Origin of the sequence: Halorubrum depositum, assembly GCF_007671725.1 — an archaeon.
Lineage (GTDB): Archaea > Halobacteriota > Halobacteria > Halobacteriales > Haloferacaceae > Halorubrum > Halorubrum depositum.
Window position 1 is genome coordinate 330,337 of sequence record NZ_VCNM01000002.1, and the last position, 16,612, is coordinate 346,948.

Annotated in this window: 13 protein-coding genes and 1 tRNA gene; 8 read left to right on the forward strand and 6 right to left on the reverse strand. The window is 56.4% G+C overall.

The window, feature by feature from the left end; translation table 11 throughout:
* Window positions 1-67: 67 nt before the first annotated feature.
* Window positions 68-2,044, reverse strand: coding sequence for a threonine--tRNA ligase (gene thrS, locus FGM06_RS09135; RefSeq protein ID WP_186310993.1), 1,977 nt, complete (start codon window positions 2,042-2,044; stop codon window positions 68-70).
* Window positions 2,045-2,234: 190 nt separating this feature from the next.
* On the opposite strand from thrS, the gene FGM06_RS09140 reads away from it, so the two are divergent.
* Window positions 2,235-3,215 (forward strand): PLP-dependent cysteine synthase family protein, encoded by a 981-nt coding sequence (locus FGM06_RS09140; RefSeq protein WP_144798957.1) that lies wholly within the window; start codon window positions 2,235-2,237, stop codon window positions 3,213-3,215.
* Window positions 3,216-3,241: 26 nt separating this feature from the next.
* Here FGM06_RS09140 and FGM06_RS09145 read toward each other — a convergent pair whose 3' ends face one another.
* A complete protein-coding gene (locus tag FGM06_RS09145; protein ID WP_144798958.1) occupies window positions 3,242-3,664 on the reverse strand; it encodes a CoA-binding protein in 423 nt (140 codons plus the stop codon).
* A gap of 83 nt (window positions 3,665-3,747) precedes the next feature.
* Window positions 3,748-4,350, reverse strand: coding sequence for an RAD55 family ATPase (locus FGM06_RS09150; protein ID WP_144798959.1), 603 nt, complete (start codon window positions 4,348-4,350; stop codon window positions 3,748-3,750).
* Window positions 4,351-4,559: 209 nt separating this feature from the next.
* On the opposite strand from FGM06_RS09150, the gene FGM06_RS09155 reads away from it, so the two are divergent.
* The 6 genes from FGM06_RS09155 to FGM06_RS09185 all read left to right on the forward strand — a co-directional run bounded on the left by FGM06_RS09155 (window position 4,560) and on the right by FGM06_RS09185 (window position 8,645).
* Window positions 4,560-4,634 (forward strand) — tRNA-Arg (locus FGM06_RS09155).
* A gap of 181 nt (window positions 4,635-4,815) precedes the next feature.
* Window positions 4,816-5,013, forward strand: a complete 198-nt coding sequence (locus FGM06_RS09160; protein ID WP_144798960.1) for a hypothetical protein — start codon at window positions 4,816-4,818, stop codon at window positions 5,011-5,013.
* An 82-nt stretch (window positions 5,014-5,095) separates the two neighbouring features.
* The gene (locus FGM06_RS09165) at window positions 5,096-5,380 is read left to right on the forward strand and encodes a hypothetical protein (protein ID WP_144798961.1); all 285 of its coding nucleotides are present in this window, start codon (window positions 5,096-5,098) and stop codon (window positions 5,378-5,380) included.
* A 2-nt stretch (window positions 5,381-5,382) separates the two neighbouring features.
* Window positions 5,383-5,622 carry a hypothetical protein gene (locus tag FGM06_RS09170; RefSeq protein ID WP_144798962.1) on the forward strand — a complete coding sequence of 80 codons (240 nt, stop codon included), beginning with the start codon at window positions 5,383-5,385 and terminating at the stop codon, window positions 5,620-5,622.
* A gap of 827 nt (window positions 5,623-6,449) precedes the next feature.
* On the forward strand, window positions 6,450-8,351 hold the full coding sequence (locus tag FGM06_RS09180) for a DUF262 domain-containing protein (protein ID WP_144798964.1): 1,902 nt from the start codon (window positions 6,450-6,452) through the stop codon (window positions 8,349-8,351).
* Window positions 8,352-8,396: 45 nt separating this feature from the next.
* On the forward strand, window positions 8,397-8,645 hold the full coding sequence (locus tag FGM06_RS09185) for a hypothetical protein (RefSeq protein WP_144798965.1): 249 nt from the start codon (window positions 8,397-8,399) through the stop codon (window positions 8,643-8,645).
* A 4-nt stretch (window positions 8,646-8,649) separates the two neighbouring features.
* Here FGM06_RS09185 and FGM06_RS09190 read toward each other — a convergent pair whose 3' ends face one another.
* The 3 genes from FGM06_RS09190 to FGM06_RS09200 all read right to left on the reverse strand — a co-directional run bounded on the left by FGM06_RS09190 (window position 8,650) and on the right by FGM06_RS09200 (window position 15,812).
* Entirely contained in the window at window positions 8,650-9,465 is an 816-nt protein-coding gene (locus tag FGM06_RS09190; protein ID WP_144798966.1) for a toll/interleukin-1 receptor domain-containing protein, read from the reverse strand.
* Between the two features lie 436 nt (window positions 9,466-9,901).
* Window positions 9,902-15,205, reverse strand: a complete 5,304-nt coding sequence (locus tag FGM06_RS09195) for a DEAD/DEAH box helicase (RefSeq protein WP_144798967.1) — start codon at window positions 15,203-15,205, stop codon at window positions 9,902-9,904.
* Between the two features lie 43 nt (window positions 15,206-15,248).
* A complete protein-coding gene (locus FGM06_RS09200; protein WP_144798968.1) occupies window positions 15,249-15,812 on the reverse strand; it encodes a TATA-box-binding protein in 564 nt (187 codons plus the stop codon).
* A gap of 248 nt (window positions 15,813-16,060) precedes the next feature.
* Between FGM06_RS09200 and FGM06_RS09205 the strand changes: the two genes are divergently transcribed.
* Entirely contained in the window at window positions 16,061-16,561 is a 501-nt protein-coding gene (locus FGM06_RS09205; protein WP_186310994.1) for a TBP family protein, read from the forward strand.
* Window positions 16,562-16,612: the final 51 nt, after the last annotated feature.

Here is a 16,612-nt window from a genome sequence, read left to right on the forward strand (position 1 = left end):
ACGCGTCCGAGAGCTGAGGCGGCGACGGGGGGTCGCCTTCGCGTCGCTCTCGCCGCTTACGCGCCGCCTACGCCGCGTCGACGAAGTCCGGTTCCGTCCGCTTCTCGTCGCGCTCCTCGACGAGGTGGTCGACGAAGGCGTCGAGATCGACGTCGCCGCGCTGGTTCTCGAAGCGGTCGCGCACCGAGACGGTGCCGGCCTCCTGCTCGTCGTCGCCGACGATGACCATGTACGGGAGCCGGTCGTCGTGCCCGGCGCGGATCTTGCGGCCGACCGTCCAGTCGCGGTCCTCGACCTCGACGCGGAAGCCGGCGTCCTCGAGATCGTTTTTGACGCGGTGCGCGTAGCCGAGCGTCCCGTCGGAGACGGGGAGGATCCGGACCTGTTCGGGCGCGAGCCACAGCGGGAAGTCGCCGTCGAAGTGCTCGATGAGCACCATGAAGAAGCGCTCGTAGCTCCCGTACAGCGCTCGGTGGATCATCACCGGCTGGTGGTCCTCGTTGTCCTCGCCGGTGTACGTCAGGTCGAACCGGTCGGGCATGTTGAAGTCGAGCTGGACGGTGGGGCCGTCCCAGACGCGGCCGAGCGCGTCCTCGAAGCCGAAGTCGATCTTCGGGCCGTAGAAGGCGCCGTCGCCGGGCTCGACGTCGTAGTCGTAGCCGCCGGACTCCAGCACGTCGCGGAGCTGCTCCTCGGCGGACTCCCAGATCTCGTCGCCGCCGACCGACTTCTCCGGGCGGGTCGCCAGCGCGACCTCGACGTCCAGGTCGAGCGTCTCGACGACCTCGAAGATCATCTCGATGACGGACTCGATCTCCTGACGGATCTGGTCGGGGCGGACGAACAGGTGGCCGTCGTCGATGGTGAACGACCAGACGCGCGAGAGCCCGGAGAGCTCACCGCGCTGCTCCTTCCGGTACACCTTCCCGTTCTCGAAGTAGCGCTGCGGGAGGTCCCGGTACGACCACGACTGCTGGTCGAAGATGGTCGCGTGGCCCGGGCAGTTCATCGGCTTGAGCCCGTACTCCTCGTCGTTGACGTCGAGGAGGAACATGTCGTCCTTGTAGTTCTCGTAGTGGCCGGACTTCTTCCACAGCTCCGTGCGGAACACGTGAGGAGTCTCGACCTCCTCGTAGCCGTTCTCGCGGTTGAGCTCGTTCGCGAAATTCGAGAGCTCGCGGAGCACGGTCTTGCCCGGCGGGTGGTACAGCGGGAGCCCCGGCCCGGACACCGTCGGGATCGAGAAGAGGTTCATCTCCTGGCCGATCTTCCGGTGATCGCGCTCTAACGCCTCCTCGCGCAGTTCGAGGTGCTCCTCGAGGTCGGACTCGGAGGCGAAGGCGGTGCCGTAGACGCGCGTGAGCGTGTCGTTCTCCTCGTCGCCGCGCCAGTAGGCGGCGGAGACCTCCAATAGGGCCGCCGCGCCGATCTCGCCCGTCGACTCGACGTGCGGACCCTGACAGAGGTCCCGCCAGTCGTCTTGCGCGTAGAAGGTAACCTCCTCGTCGTCGGCCTCCTCGTCGAGGATCTGGAGCTTGTACTCGTTGTCGGCGTAGATCTCTTTCGCCTCCTCGCGGGACCGGACCTCGCGCTCGATGTCGTAGTCGGCCTCGATGATCGCCTCCATCTCCTCCTCGATGGCGGCGAGGTCGTCCTCGTCGAGGTCGACGTCGGTCACGTCGTAGTAGAACCCGTCGTCGGTCGGGGGGCCGATAGTCAGGGTCGCCTCGGGGTGGAGCCGCTGGAGGGCCTGCGCGAAGACGTGGGCGGCCGAGTGGCGCAGCACCGTGAGGTACTCGTCGGACTGGTCGGTGACGATCTCGATCCGCGCGCCGTCGTGGACCGTCGCGTGCTTCTCGACGAGCTCGCCGTCGATCTTCCCCGCGACGGTGTCGCGACCGAGCCCGGGGCCGATCTCGAAGGCGACGTCCTCGACTGTCGCCCCCGCCGGAACGTCCAGCTCTGATCCGTCCGGAAGGACGACCGTCACGTCGGCCTGCGCATCGGTCTCGCTCATATCTCTTCGGAACCGGACGAGGGGCATAAGTTTGTTCGATCCCCGGCACGGGCTCGCGCGCTTCGAGGCGGCGGTCGTTCGCTCCGAGCCCCCGGCAACGCCCGCCGTCGACGCGGTGGGCACCGCGGTCGTCGGCAACGCCCGCCGCCGACGACGACAGAGGGCGGCCCGAGCGGCCATGGAAACACGCAAAAGGGGCGGCACCGACTGCGGAGACATGACGACCCATCGGGAGCCCCTGTCGTCGGTGCTGGAGACGATCGGGGAGACGCCGCTCGTCCGGGTGCACGACTCGCCGGACGCGGTGCCGGTGTACGCGAAGCTGGAGTCGTTCAACCCCGGCGCGAGCGTCAAAGACCGGATCGGGAAGTACATGCTCGAACGCATGCGCGAGCGCGGCGACGTCGGCGAGGGCGGCACCGTCGTCGAGCCGACCGCCGGCAACACCGGGATCGGGTTGGCGGTCGCGGCGAGACAGCTCGGGCTGAACGCCGTGTTCGTCGTCCCCGAGCGGTTCTCGGTGGAGAAACAGCAGCTCATGCGCGCGCTCGGCGCGGAGGTGGTCAACACCCCGAGCGAGGACGGGATGGGGTTCGCCATCGACCGCGCCCACGAGATCGCCGACGAGCTCGACGACGCCGTCGTCCCCCAGCAGTTCTCGAACCCGCTCAACGCCGAGGCCCACTACGAGACCACCGCCCCCGAGATCGACGAGGCGCTCGACGGCGAGGTCGGGGCCGTGGTCGTCGGCTGCGGCACGGGCGGGACGCTGATGGGGATGGCCCGCTACTTCCGCGAGCGCGACCCCGAGACGCACGTCGTCGCGGTCGAGCCCGCCGGCTCAGCGTACCGCGAATTCCTCGGCGAGGCGGTCGAGCACGAGGCGTACAAGACGGAAGGGATCGGCACCCACGACATCGAGACCAACGAGCTGTTCGACCCCGCGCTCGTCGACGACATCCGACCGATCCCCGACCGCGAGGTCCACGAGGAGATGGCTCGGCTCGCGAGCGAGGAGGGCCACCTCGTCGCCTCCTCCGCGGCCGCGAACGCGATCGCGGCCAAGCGGGTCGCCCGCGGGATCCGCGACGGCGACGTCGACGCGCCACACGACGCGGTCGTCACCGTGTTCCCAGACTCCTCCGAACGCTACCTCTCGAAGGGCGTGTATCGGTCGTTCGAGGAGTGGGAGGGGTAGGGCCCCGATCGGATCCGACCCGCGCCTCACCCGCGGAGGCGGCCGTGTTCGACCTTCATACAGCGGTCCTGTACCACCTCGATCCCGTCGGCCTCCGCGGCGGCGGCCGCCTCGTCGTGGCTGATCCCGAGTTGGAGCCACGCCGCGCCCGCGTCGCCGCGCGCCGCGTGGCGCTCGCGCACCTCCTCGAGGACCTCCGGTATCGTCTCGCTCGGCCGGAACACGTTCACGAGGTCGATTTCGGCGTCGACGTCCGCGAGCGCGTCGAAGGCGGGTTCGCCGATGACCTCGTCGGCGAAGGGGTTCACCGGAACGATCCGATAGCCGTGCCGCTGGAGGTACGCTGGCACGTCGTGCGCGGCCTTTCCGGGGGTTCGCGAGCAGCCGATCACGGCGATCGTGTCGGCGTCGAGCAGCCGGTCGAGTTCCTCGTCGTCGGTGACGGGCATAGCTGAACGTTCGCGGCGGCGGCGATTAAGTCCATCACTCGAACTCGAGGTCAGCCGGACCGGCAGAGGCCGGATCGACCGACTCAGGCCAGCCGGATCTCGGGCTCGCCGTCCTCGGAGAGCGTGACAACGCCGTCGAAGAGCTGTTTGAGGGTGTTCATCGCCTGGTCGTCGTGGGAGGTCGAGTCGATGCTGAACAGCCCCAGCCCGTTCACGCTCTGGATGCGCCCGGTGAACACGTGAAGGAACCGGAACACCGTCTGGAGGTCCGAGTACATCAGCAGCGTCGACAGCGAGTGGACCATCACGCGGTTCTGGTCGATGCCGCGGTCGCCGAACGCCTGCAGGAACTCCGAGAGCTTGATACCGATGCCGGTCATGTCCACCGGCGAGGAGGCGTACTTGATCCGGTCCGACTCGCGGGCGTCGTTGACGCCCTGTTGGCGCGTGACACAGTCGACGACGGCGACGGGCTTCCCCTCGTACGGCGTCCGCTTCTCGTAATCCTTCAGCACGCGGTCGGCGCCGTCCTTCGTGGTGACGACGATCGCGCCGTCGCCGCGCTCGGTGCCGGCGGCCAACACGTCCATCATCATGGACCGCTTGCCGGTCAGCGGTGGACCGGCGAAGAGGAGGTTCGTCCCGGGGTCGACAGCCTCCTCGAAGTGCGGCCTCAGGTCATACATGGAGGTACCTCGACGGCGGGACAGACCCGGGCCACTCGTTCGGCTGGGAGGCCGTACGACCAAGACACATCTACTAGGGGGAACATACCCAGTCCCGATAATATTCTTTTTGATCGCTCGCGGGAGCGAACTCGACCGCCGTCGGCGACGACTTCCGGACGCTTCCGAACCGCGGGAGTTAAAACGTCCAGCGAGATAGCAAAGGGTACGGGCGCTTAGCTCAGTCTGGATAGAGTGCTTGGCTTCGGACCAAGTTGCCGCGGGTTCAAATCCTGCAGCGCCCATCCTGCTGCAACGCACCGCACCGCCAAACTGAACCCGAAGGATAGGCTCTTACTTCGGGGTTCTGGCGTTTTCTGTCAGTTGGGTGGTTGGTGATCCCAAGTTGTGGCAACACGCAGGGTATCGGTGTATGGGAGTTTTCGAGAGCCAAATCTGTAAGTGCTCCGGGCGAGAGTGCGGAGTATGGTTCTATCCAGAGACGACCTCAAAGAGAAGCTGTCGGAAGCGATGGGTATCCACGATCCAAGCGATGCTGAGACCGAGATAGCCGAAGAACAATTCCTACACGGCTTCTCTTATGCTGTCCGGCACGTCGAAGATGATGAGGAGCGGGAACGGTTAGAGGAACTCTTCGAAGAACAGCGGGAAGAGCTACAGTAGTTATCACTGCGGGTTTTCGAGCGCAAATATATGCAGCAATTAAGTGGTAACCAGCCCAATATCTGAGTGAGGTTTTCAGCTAATGAGTGAAGCACCTGATGGGAGCGACAGCCATAGCTCCAGCGACGGTCGAGAAGAGAGTATTGATGTAGAGACTGACGAGGGTGTAAATCGTCGGACGCACCCCGAAGAGGTCGAAATCAAGGCATACGACTTGAGTGTCCGCCTGAAGTCTGAGGAAAAGGAGCTAGGGGATATGGTAGACATGGCCTCTGACGAGATGGAGGCGCTAATGCGTCACAGTCTACGGGGCGAAATGGAGGCAATAGAGGAAGAGCAACTGTCGATTTTCGGGCTGGGTGAGTAACGATGTCTGGACATCCTTCCACCGATGAAGATGGTGCTGAGGATGGCGAGGACGGGGGCAAGGAGACAGAACGGACGAAGATTGACGTGAGTATCGGGAACCTCTCGATTTCGGTAGAGAACCACGATAGAGAGGCGTGTGAGGAACAGTTCTATCGTATCTATGATTTCGTATTGAGGGATGTCGATGAGTGGAGCCGGGCGATGGATTCGGTCGTCACGCAGGAAGGGGGGTTCAGATAATGGCCGAGGAATGTGTCTTCTGCGGGGAGTGGTCAAGAGGGGTTGAGCTACGCTGTTGTGAGACGTTCGTCTGCAATGATTGCGTGGCCGGAGAGGGGTTCCGCTCTAAAGGTGGGGGATTCATCGGAGGGGCAAGTCAGATAATGTGCCCAGCGGATGGGGTTTGGGTTGACGTATGATTCCGGGACGTATCGTGGCGTTTGCGTTGGCTTTCGGTCTTGGTCTGGGTCTCCTGAGTCTCGTTATGTATGGGGTGGTGATGGTCCTAACATGATTCGTCGCCGGTTTCTCGAAATGGCTGGAACATCGGCTCTTAGTCCGCTTTTTGCGGACGCTGTTCCTAACAGGGTGAGAACAGAGCGGTACTCCGTTAGCAGAGAGGGAGTCTACGACCTGCGATTGTATCAGGAGGGCTCGGGACGAGTTCACATTCAGTTTCTGGAATTGCGTGCGGCTGTGAGCGTTAAATCGTGGGATGATGCGTACAGAGTCGCACAGTACATTGATGACGTCGTCACCGACTTCTCGGCCGAATTGCAAGGAGAATCTGTATATCGGTTTCAAATCAGGGGGCGAGATGCGGTACTGCATCTAGACCGGTGGATGATAGTCTATAGGGGCACGGCTTGGTCAATCGGTTCTAAGAAGTTCGTGGCTGACATCTTTGATTTTCCAGTTCCGGTTGAAGTGGATACGGAGAGTGAGCTACTGCGAGGCTTGGAGTTGTTCTGATTCTATTGAGGTTGGCTCATAGACCCTCTTTATGTATCATCACACGACGACACAGCCCAATCTATTTCAGTATTCTATGACAACTCCTCCTCATTATGCCGGTCGAGGCAACTCCGGAGACGGAGAGTGTTCGTGATATACTTCCACGGTTGAATAATTCGCTTTTCATCCCATGCCTCCAGCGGGATTACTGCTGGAAACAAAAACAGATCAAGATGCTATGGGACTCTTTGCTCCGAGGCCTGCCGTTGGGTTCTCTCCTCATCTGGGAAGACGAGGGTGACGGAGTGCGGACAGAACCCGCATACTCATTTATTCAACACTATGTCGATGAACGAGCATATTCGTGGGACGATGGTCCACAACGGTACAGCCAGCGATTCAACTTCGAAGAACTCCCCGACTCTTATTCGCTGGTGCTCGACGGCCAACAGCGGCTCACATCCTTCTATCTGAGTCTGATGGGGAGCTTCACGACTCGCAAACACGGCGGATGGAAGAGCAATCGAGGAGCGTGGAATCAACGGGAATTGCACTTTGATCTGTTGTCGGGCGATAAGACCGAAGACCACGACCGAGATCTCGTGTATGACTTTGATTTCCGAAAAGGGAGAGGGCTGAGCGAGTCCGGTGATAGTTACTGGTTCCCAGTCAATGAGCTTGTGACTGATTCGGATTCTCTGACTTCTGAGTCGTTTGTCGAGAAAGAGACGCTACTGGAAGAGAAGCTCCCCGAGATACAGAGCAAAGTCGAAGCAGATGCAGTTCCGAAGGTCGAAAAGAACTTAGAACGTCTCTGGTGGGGCGTCAATCAGCGTGAGGCAATTCTCTACGAGACGACTCACACAGACGAAAGAACAGCCCGTGAGCTATTCATACGTCGAAACAAAGCGGGAAAAGTTCTGAGCGGGGTGGATATTCTTCTCGCTCTTCTTACTGGCTACTGGGAGCGAGTAGATGACGAGAGCAAACCAACGGATGCAAAAAAGCAGATTGAGAGGTTCACCGAGAAACTCTCGGCAAATGAGGAACTATCCGACTACGGGTTCACGTTCGGGAAGAACTTCGTACTCCGGACTCTCCTACTGTTCGCCGACGAACGCCCGGCATTTCGTAAGGATGGACGATATGACGGTGACCGACTGAGAGAGGCTGAAAACATCTTCCAAGACGAGGAGTTTGAGCAGGCGATCATTGACACCTTCCAGCTTTCATCGGAAATTGGATTCCACAGCGGAGCGCTTTCCAGTAAAAACGTTGTGACACCAGTCATCCAGTACCTCTACGAAAAGGATACGCCTGCTACATCACAGGATCGCCAGTCGATCCACTACTGGTTAACTACGACTGTCCTGAATAGCGTATTTGGAAACATCGGGTCTGAGAGGGTGCTGAAGACTGCCCGAGGACACATACGGGAATCGGGAACTGATAGCTTCCCGGCGACCGAGATATTGAACGACCTTCGAGGAAGTGGCGCAGTCATACGATTGGATAACGAGGTACTGGACGAGCTACTGGACGAGGTAGATTATCGGTCAGGGTCTCGCCGGAACGTACTCCTCACCCACCTCTACGATGACCGTCGAGCAGGGTACAAGAGATACGAGGTTGACCATATCTTCCCACGAGGCAAATTAGGTGACGAGGAGTTCCTCCTTGACCAAGGGGTAGATCCGGAACAGATTGATTGGTACAAGGAGAATAGAGATCACCTCGCTAATCTCCAACTCCTTAGTGCCGAAAACGGGGAGAATCAGTCAAAGAGTGATCGAGATTTGACTGACTGGCTAGACCGACTCGATGAAGATAAGGTAGATTCCGTTGCAAGCAGAGAGGACTACTTCAATCAGCACCGGGTCCCATCTGATCCGAGTCTACACGAGTACGAGAATTATCCAGAGTTTCTGAACAAGCGCCTCGAATTGATTAGAGAACGATTAGAGGAAGAACTCCCAGTTAAAGAGGTAGAAGAGCCGGCGACAGTCTCTATGTGAGACAAAGAGGTATCAGTCTAGAAAGACCGTTTTATCATCGCTCGTGTGGAGGCCTACCATATGCCGGCATTCAGGATGACGATTGAGTTAGCTGGAATGGCCGATATTGATCCTATCGAAGAAATCGATTCGGACCCTGATGATGATTCTGTAGAACTAATCATCGAACGAGGAGATGATTCGATTCTGATGGAAACCGATTTTGAGACTGCACGGGATGTTCTGGATAAATTAGAAGAGATGGGCCTTAGCAATCACGAGGAATTGAAAGATTACGAGTATTCTGGAGAGTGAAGAACTACCCAACGAGTCCAGACTTGTAATCATCTGGGTCATCAGAAAGCTCATTTAATCGTGTCTGTGGAATGCGCAGAGAGAACTCCGTATTGCCGGCTGATTTCTCAGAAATCCCCGAGACATAACCTTCCAGCGGCTCATCTTTGACGACTCTGGTAGTCCCGACAAAATTCGCACCAGAATACGTAAGCCCGTTATCTTCGACCGTCATTTCCACGGCTCTAATCCCTCTGTCATGTGGAGTGCCTTCTGTTCTCCATTCTTTGACGGTCACCTTTGACCCCTTAGAAATATCTGCTAGATCGTCCAAGGTAACGCCAACATCGACTCTTTTGGCGTTATCAGATTCATTGGATAAGGTTCCTCCCGTGTTGGTGCCGGCGGAATCAATCGAAGAAAAGATTTCAGCGGTAACTTCATCCACATTGTCTTCTGTAATCTGAATGCCGATAGTTCCTGCCAAAGTAGGACTCTCTTCTCTCAATTCCTCGAAGCTCATTTTGTGTAAAACCGGAATGAGAACATTATCATCGGAGTTGTTGTGCATCTGAACCACCCCACCTAATTCAAACTGGGACATTCCCTCGAAATACGAGGGAGAGATGATAAGCACGGCGTGGTCGGACTCGCTCAATGCTTTGTCGATAGATTCTCGAATATCATCCCCAAGGTCGAGTTCTACATCGTCATACCAGACCTCAAGACCATATGCAGTCAGTTCTTGATATAGCTCCTCTGCGATGCTCTTAGAGTCGGCGTGAGCATAGGAGATCATAACATCCGGACTTGATTCAGATCTGTCTGTGTCGGGAGCCATTTACGACGATGTGGAGACTCAACTGAGTTAAGTACCATCCACTCTCTATTATCTGAACTCGGCTCAATCTGTTGGAAGCCTACGTTCGAAAACTTACTCGTGCAAAACAGTCGGCGGGTGAGGACTGTGACTTTCGCACCGGGGGAGCACCTTTGGGGTAGTACATCATCATATAAACTACATGTCTAAATGTAATACCGACTTTGAGCGAGTTACGCTCTACACCCGTAGCAAAGAGGAATTTCAGCGTACAATCAAACGGCTAGAGTTAGAAAACATCGTCGTTGAAGAAGCCGAAAGAAGAGAAATACACGAGGCGATACTGAAAGAGGCGAGAGAAAATCCAGAAAACTGGATACAGCACCTTTCGTCATAATCTGGGCAGTCAATCCAATCTCTGTTAGCAATCAGATTGGCATCGACACAGACTCTGGAATCAGATATTGCCCCACACCTCTTCGACCTGATCCAGATCGGTGATTGCTATGACTCTATACCCCATTCGCTTGAGCTTCGTTCGCTTGTGTTCGTCATCTTCTTTGACGTAATCCTTCTCGTGAGCAGGCCCATCGACGAATACTGCTATAGAGCTGCCGGGCCGTTCATAGAAGAAATCCGGCTTTGTGACCGGCTCGTCGCCGTCATAGATGACCTTTTGAGCTTCATCGGGAAGCTCGAAGCCTTGATCTCGAATAGCGTGAAGCACCTCACTCTCGAAGCTGGATTCGCAGGCTTCCAGTAGCTCATCAAAGTTCTCGCCACCCCCATTTTCACTCGGACCAGCCACTTCCGTCAGGGTCGCAGTTTCCATATTTCCTAACCACGAATCAACGAGCGTTCTGTCGAGGAACTCGTGCTCCGGCTGGTTGTAGAAGGATAGGAGACATTCATAACACGCTCGCTCACAACCATCGTCATCGGGATCCCCGTGTAGGACGGTCTGTGCCTCCCGAACTGCTTTTCTGAAGCGTGCTTCGTCCATTAGCGAATGAAGCACACCTGCGCCACCCTCACTGGTTTCGTAGATTACGATGGTGACCTGTCCGTGTTCCCCTGTCGCTGGTTTCACGAACGTGTCGATCTCTTCCTCGTCCAGATCGAACGCAACCAGAATTCCCTGATAGACGGTCTCCTTTAGGGTTCGATAGAATTCTTCAGTCTGCTCAGGCTCAAGATCGCTGGGGAGTGGCGTTGTCAGTGTCACCGTGTCGTGCTGTCCCTCAGAGAACAACTCTATCTCACGCTTGATCGCTTCCTCTGACGCATTAGCATAGCAATCAGGATCGTCTTCGTCGACGTGACTCTCGATTTGGTCCTCGCTAGTCAGCCAGCGGTTACACTCCATACAGAGGGCGAATCCGTTGAGGTCGTCTTCGTCAGCATCTCGAAGCCCGCTATTGACCAAGACAATATTCGCACTTCCCTCGTAGGTGACTCGGGCCTCAATCCCATTACCTTCTAACTCGTATGCTTGGGGATCAGACCGTTCGTAGTAGCTATTGATGTCGTAGCCCTGTCGACGGCGTTCCTCCTCGTCGCTGGTGATGTACTCTTCTGGTCGAGCGTGTTGGTTCGGGAGTTCCATCGCATTCGGATTCGGATGGGTCCCATCGAAGGCTGTCTCACAGGAGGGACACGCTGCGGCCTCCTGAGCATCCTCTCCCATCAGGATGGTCTCGCACTCCGGACAGACACGGAGATGTCGAGTGACTGGCTCCGAATCCTTCGTCCGGGGACGGGCATACCGAACAGCAAACCGCTCTCCAGCGTAGTAAACGTGATTTCCGGGGGCGAATTCGCTGATAGCCCGTGTCTGATCCCGCTGAATATCGTCCTCTCGGGAAGTGAACGTCAGAGTCGTACTTTGTCTGGGGAATCCGTAGTTCGGCAGGAATCCCTGTGAGCGGAGGTACTGATAAGTGTAGAAGCGTTTCTTCCCCGAACGCATATCCTCAAGCCGGTCTTCGATAGCGTTGCGCTCGATCCGGTCCTGATACGATCCTCCTTCTGTGGCGAGGAGTTGGTTCAAGCGCCGCAATTCACGGCTCAGGCGGGTGTACTCACGTCGCCACGGTTCGAACGCTTCATCGAGATTCTCGACGAAGTTGTCCACCTGGCGCTCGATGAAGGCGTCGGTGAACCACTCCCCGACGGTATCCTGCTCACGCTCACGGGCGAACGCTTGCTTCACCGCTTGAATGATCTTCTGTCTGTTGTTCTTGACGGCATTCTCCAGATCTGCCCGATAATCGGGCATAATCTCGTAGTCGCTTCCCTCCTCGATGACCAGCATCTGGCGGGGCTTGCTTTGGAATTTCAGTTCGATCTGTTCGAGAACGAGAGCGTTGATATGCGCCTCAACCAGATCCTGATTGTTGAGCAGGAACGTCGGCGGGCTGATCTCCCCAGCGATAATCCGTTCCGGATTTCGGTAGAAATACTGGTCGTGGGAGCCACGTCCGAACCCACGGCCACAGAACGTCGTGACGAGTGACGGCTGGTTTTGTCGCCCGGCTCGCCCGGAACGTTGGGCGTAGTTACTCGGGTTCGGCGGGACGTTTCGCATATAGACGTTCGAGAGGTCACCGATGTCGATCCCGAGTTCCATCGTCGGCGTCGAGACGATGGTGTTCACCTTCTCGCCTTCTCGGAAGTCCGACTCCAGTTGCTTCCGTTTCTCGTTCTCAACCTGACCGCTGTGTTCGCCGGCGATGATGTCGACGGCGTCGTCGAACGACTCGGTATAGAGATCGTAGAAGTAGGACGATTCGAGATCCGTCTCCTCGGGCGTGATCGAGTCGCAGCTGTAGTTCAGACAGACGTCGAGTTCATCCCGAGTCGTCGGTGTTCCACACTTCGGGCAGACTCGCACGTCCTCGGGATCGGCGTGCGTGACCCGAATCGCACTGTGGTTGAGCATATACACCTTCCCGGTGTACTTCAGCGACTCCTGCGTCAACAGCTTGAGTACCTCGTCGTCGCTGATGAGGTCGATGACGCTGTTGATGATCGCTTTCGCAGTATCGGTGTCGACGTCTAACGCACGGGCTGTCCAACGGACGTGTCGAGAGCGGGGGTGTGTGAGTCGACGGACACGGTGTCTCCCACTAGTACTTGCCGTGTCGCTGTAGCCAACCGGGAAGTTGAAGAACTCCTGCCCGTGGAAATGGACCTCTTCGTCGAGTTGGTTGATGACATTCCGCTTGAAGTCGGCGAAGTTCGTGGTGCTCTCGTGGTCTATCGCAATACTCCGGCGGAAGATGTCCAAGAAGCCGTGAACGTACTCCTCCCGCACCGTCGGATCTGCATTCGAAAGCACGGGGATCGAGTCCCAGACATCGTCGACGTCCGCAAGCTTATCGAGGTTCTCGTATTCGACATCGATCAGCCCGACGTCTTCGAGGCTCTGCTGGGTGCGTTGCTGTTCACGACCGAGTTCGAGAATGACGTTGAAAAGCAGGTAGTCGCTGTAGTTCTGACGGTCCTCTGCCGATGGCCCGAACATTCCCGTGTCGATGGCTGGCGGAAGGGCTTCCTCGTCACCGAGGAGGTCGAAGACGTCGTTCCCGAGCGTGGTGAGGCTAACGTCGTCGCCCTCTGCGAGGGTATGATACAGCGAGCGTCTGAATCGAACCCGCTGGTAGAGGTTATTCAAGTGAGCCGCCTGTAACGCAGTATCCTGTCGATTGTCAGAGAAGGCGATAGTCTTCTGCTGGTTATCGGGCAGATTCCGCATCGTGTTTCCGATGAGAACGTCCGTCGCCGTCGAACGACCGACCGTCCCGAACGTGAACAGCTTGTTGAACTCGTTCTTGACCCGACGAGTGTAATGAACCCCGCAGTTCGGGCAGAACAGGAACGGCTGGTTGACTCGCATCACCTCGACGCCTTGCGCAGCGAAGCATCCACATTCGAGCTGCCCCTGTTCCACTCGTCCGGGGGTAAGCTGGTCGCACTCCGGGCAGTAGGTAGCTGGTCGGGGTTCAGCCTCGACATAGGTGTCTCGAAGCTGCCCGTTGTCATTCAGCCACTCATCGGGGAGTGGAGCGGTTTCTCGGTCCCAATCGCCCCGCATCAGGTACGCCTCCTCTTCGTCTTCCTCCGTGTCTACGAAGGTACTCAGCGCACCCTGTGTGACAGTGTTCTCTTGATCGACGACCGTGGTGTAGTACTCCTGACCGCATCCCCGACAGAACGAGAGCGGGTAGGCAGTCCGGGTACGGTCGTGTTCTTGGGCGCACGTACGACACTCGATGTCGCCGGCGTCACTCAGATGAGGATCGTCGTCCTCGAAGGACTCCTCGGTGAGACAGGAGACGAGACCACTCCCCTGACTGAAGAAGGTGTGGAGCTTCGGGATGAAGATCGGCTGTTCTTCACCCTGTATCTCGGTCGTTCCAACCGTTCCAACGAGCAGAGCAGCCTGTAGTTCCTGCTCGATGTCGTACCGAGATGCGTCGGGCCGGTACTGTTCCTGATAGCTACTGACGAGGTCCTTCCCGTCTTCGCTTTCGTCATCCTCACCGGCGAAGATCTGCTGGCTCTGAGAGCTAAGCTCTTCGTCGAGGAACTTGATCGTGGGGTGATCCTCCAGCGCATTCCCGAGTGCCGACGCATCGGTCGTCTCGGCTGGCATCAGATCCCGGTCGAGGAGCTTCTCGGTAAGGTCCTGTGCGGCTTCGAGACTCCCGTCGAAGGTTACGATGTCCTCCTCGATGACCTCGATGTCGTTCGGGAGCGGTTCGTCGTCGGAGAGGGGTAGCGGATAGTGAGACTCTCGAACGACGTTGTCAGCGTCGACCTCCTCGCCGAATATCTTCCCGGTGAACTCGGCGATCTCGTCGTTGGCATTGATTCCCTCGTCGCTCTGGACCGTCGCAGAGGTACCTACACAGACGAGTTCTTCTCCGGCGTCGGTATTCTGCTTCAGTCGGCGGACGAGTGCGGCGACATCGGCTCCCTGATGACCGGTGTAGGTGTGAATCTCGTCGAGGACCAGATACTGTAATACTCCCTCGTGCATCTCTGGGAAGAGCTTCTTGTCGTCATGCCTGGTAAGGATGAGGTCGAGCATGACGTAGTTCGTCATCAGGATGTCCGGCGGATCGTTCTGCATCTCCTCCCGAGAGACGACTTCGGAGTCGAAGGCCTCCTCACGGCCGAATTGCCGGAGGAACTCAGGTGCTTCGTCAGGGTTGTGTGGCGTGTCGCCCGTGTAGAGTCCCAGCCGGAGGCCCGTCTCGTCGAGCCGCTCTGCGAAGTCCTCGTACTGGGAGTTCGCCAGAGCGTTCATCGGATAGATGATGACCGCCTTGATCCCGTCCTCACCCTGCTCTTTGGCTTCGAGACAATGGCTGACGATTGGAATCCCGAATGCGAAGCTCTTCCCTGATCCCGTACCCGTGGAGACGATGGTGTTGTTCCCAGCTTGGATAGACTGAATTGCTTCGGTCTGGTGTTTGTACGGTTCGATGGGATCGCCGCCAGCCCCGGTGAACACGTCCAGAATACCCTCGTGGAGCTTATCGTCCGCAACGAACTCTTCGAGGGTATCACCGTACTGGAAGCGCTGATTCAGTTGGACGAACGGCTCCTTCCACAGTACCTTCCCCGTCTCAATGCGGTTCTCGATCCAAGCGTTGATCGTCTCGTCGTCGACGTTCTGGAACGTCTCGACGTAGGAGCGATAGGAGGATTGGACGTTATCGAGGGCGTCGAAAGGATTGAGACGAGTGGCCATTACATTGTCAGATGGCCAAGTGCGACAAAATGCTTGTGCTGAATTAGTCTCTAAATCCCCATTCTGCTAACTTCGCTATGAAATCCTGAAATGACTTATTTGCTGCCTCAATTGTGGTAACTCCCATAATAACTACTTTCCCACTAGCGAAGACAAGAGAGACCGATTCAGAATCCTTACCTCTATAAATTAATCCCGGAAATTGCTCAGGTTCATATTCAACCTGTTCAAGACCTGCAGCAATCGCTAAGTGTGTTAAATCCAACTGGTGGTCTAATTCACCAACACACACTATATTCTTAATTTCGAGCGTAGGGGGTTCTCGGATTGCCGGCCTCATAGCATCTTTAACAAGCTCTACAAGTTGGTCTAATCGCTCAAATGAGCTACAACCAACCAATGCACAGGATCCAGATCGGTAGAAAGCTACGTATTTTGAATCCCCACTAAATTCAAATTTAGTTTGGAGCCAATGGTTTTCCTCGGGGGAGTAATTTACTTCAAGCACCTTGTTAGACGATTCTAACAAATCGCAGACAGCGGCCAAGTCTAGTTCCCTATGGAAATCGAGTATCCCGACAATATTCGCTATCTCAACATCAGTCACGTACTTATTGTCTATTACGAATCCAGGAGTAATTGATGTTGCTTCTTCTCGACAGGGGAACTACCTGTTCGATGATCTCCCAAGTACCTCTATTGACGACTGGTAATCAAAATCTTCGCAATACAAAAGAGTCAGGTCACTCCGTCCTAAATGGGATACAACTAATGGATCCGGGGGCTGATGAAACTTGCCAAGTAAACGGTGTGGTTTATCGAGCCCATTTATGTATATATAAGTGTATTGTCCAGATGGATCCAACAACATTAGAGAAGCTTGATGGTTTTGAACGGAACCAGTCCGGTTATAAATTTGTCCCGGAGGATACAAACGTCCGTCTAACCCTGCTCGGGAATGATTGGTCTGAAAAGCGAATTCTAGTATATGGTACTAACTCCTCTGAAACGGCAATCGAGTATGTTGAAACTTTGATCCAAAGAGTCAGGGAGATAGGTCATGATGCCAAACTAATAGGAGATATAGAAATCTCGAATATATCTGTTAACGGGGATTTTGGAGAACCTCTCCGATTAGAGCGAGCTGTACAAGACCTACGAAAAGAAGAGATAGATGTTCAGTATGAACCGGAGCAATTCCCAGCAATAATTGTCAAACTAGAAAACCCCGCAACCACATTTCTATTGTTCTCAAACGGAAAGTTCTCTATACAAGGGCTCAAGAAAAGAGAATGTATCGAGCCAAGAATTATCGAACTTAAAGAAATATTGGAACAAACTTCGACCAATCTATAATGTATCTACTTAATAGAAATTTGTCCGGTGACCTTAGAACTATCCTGAGTA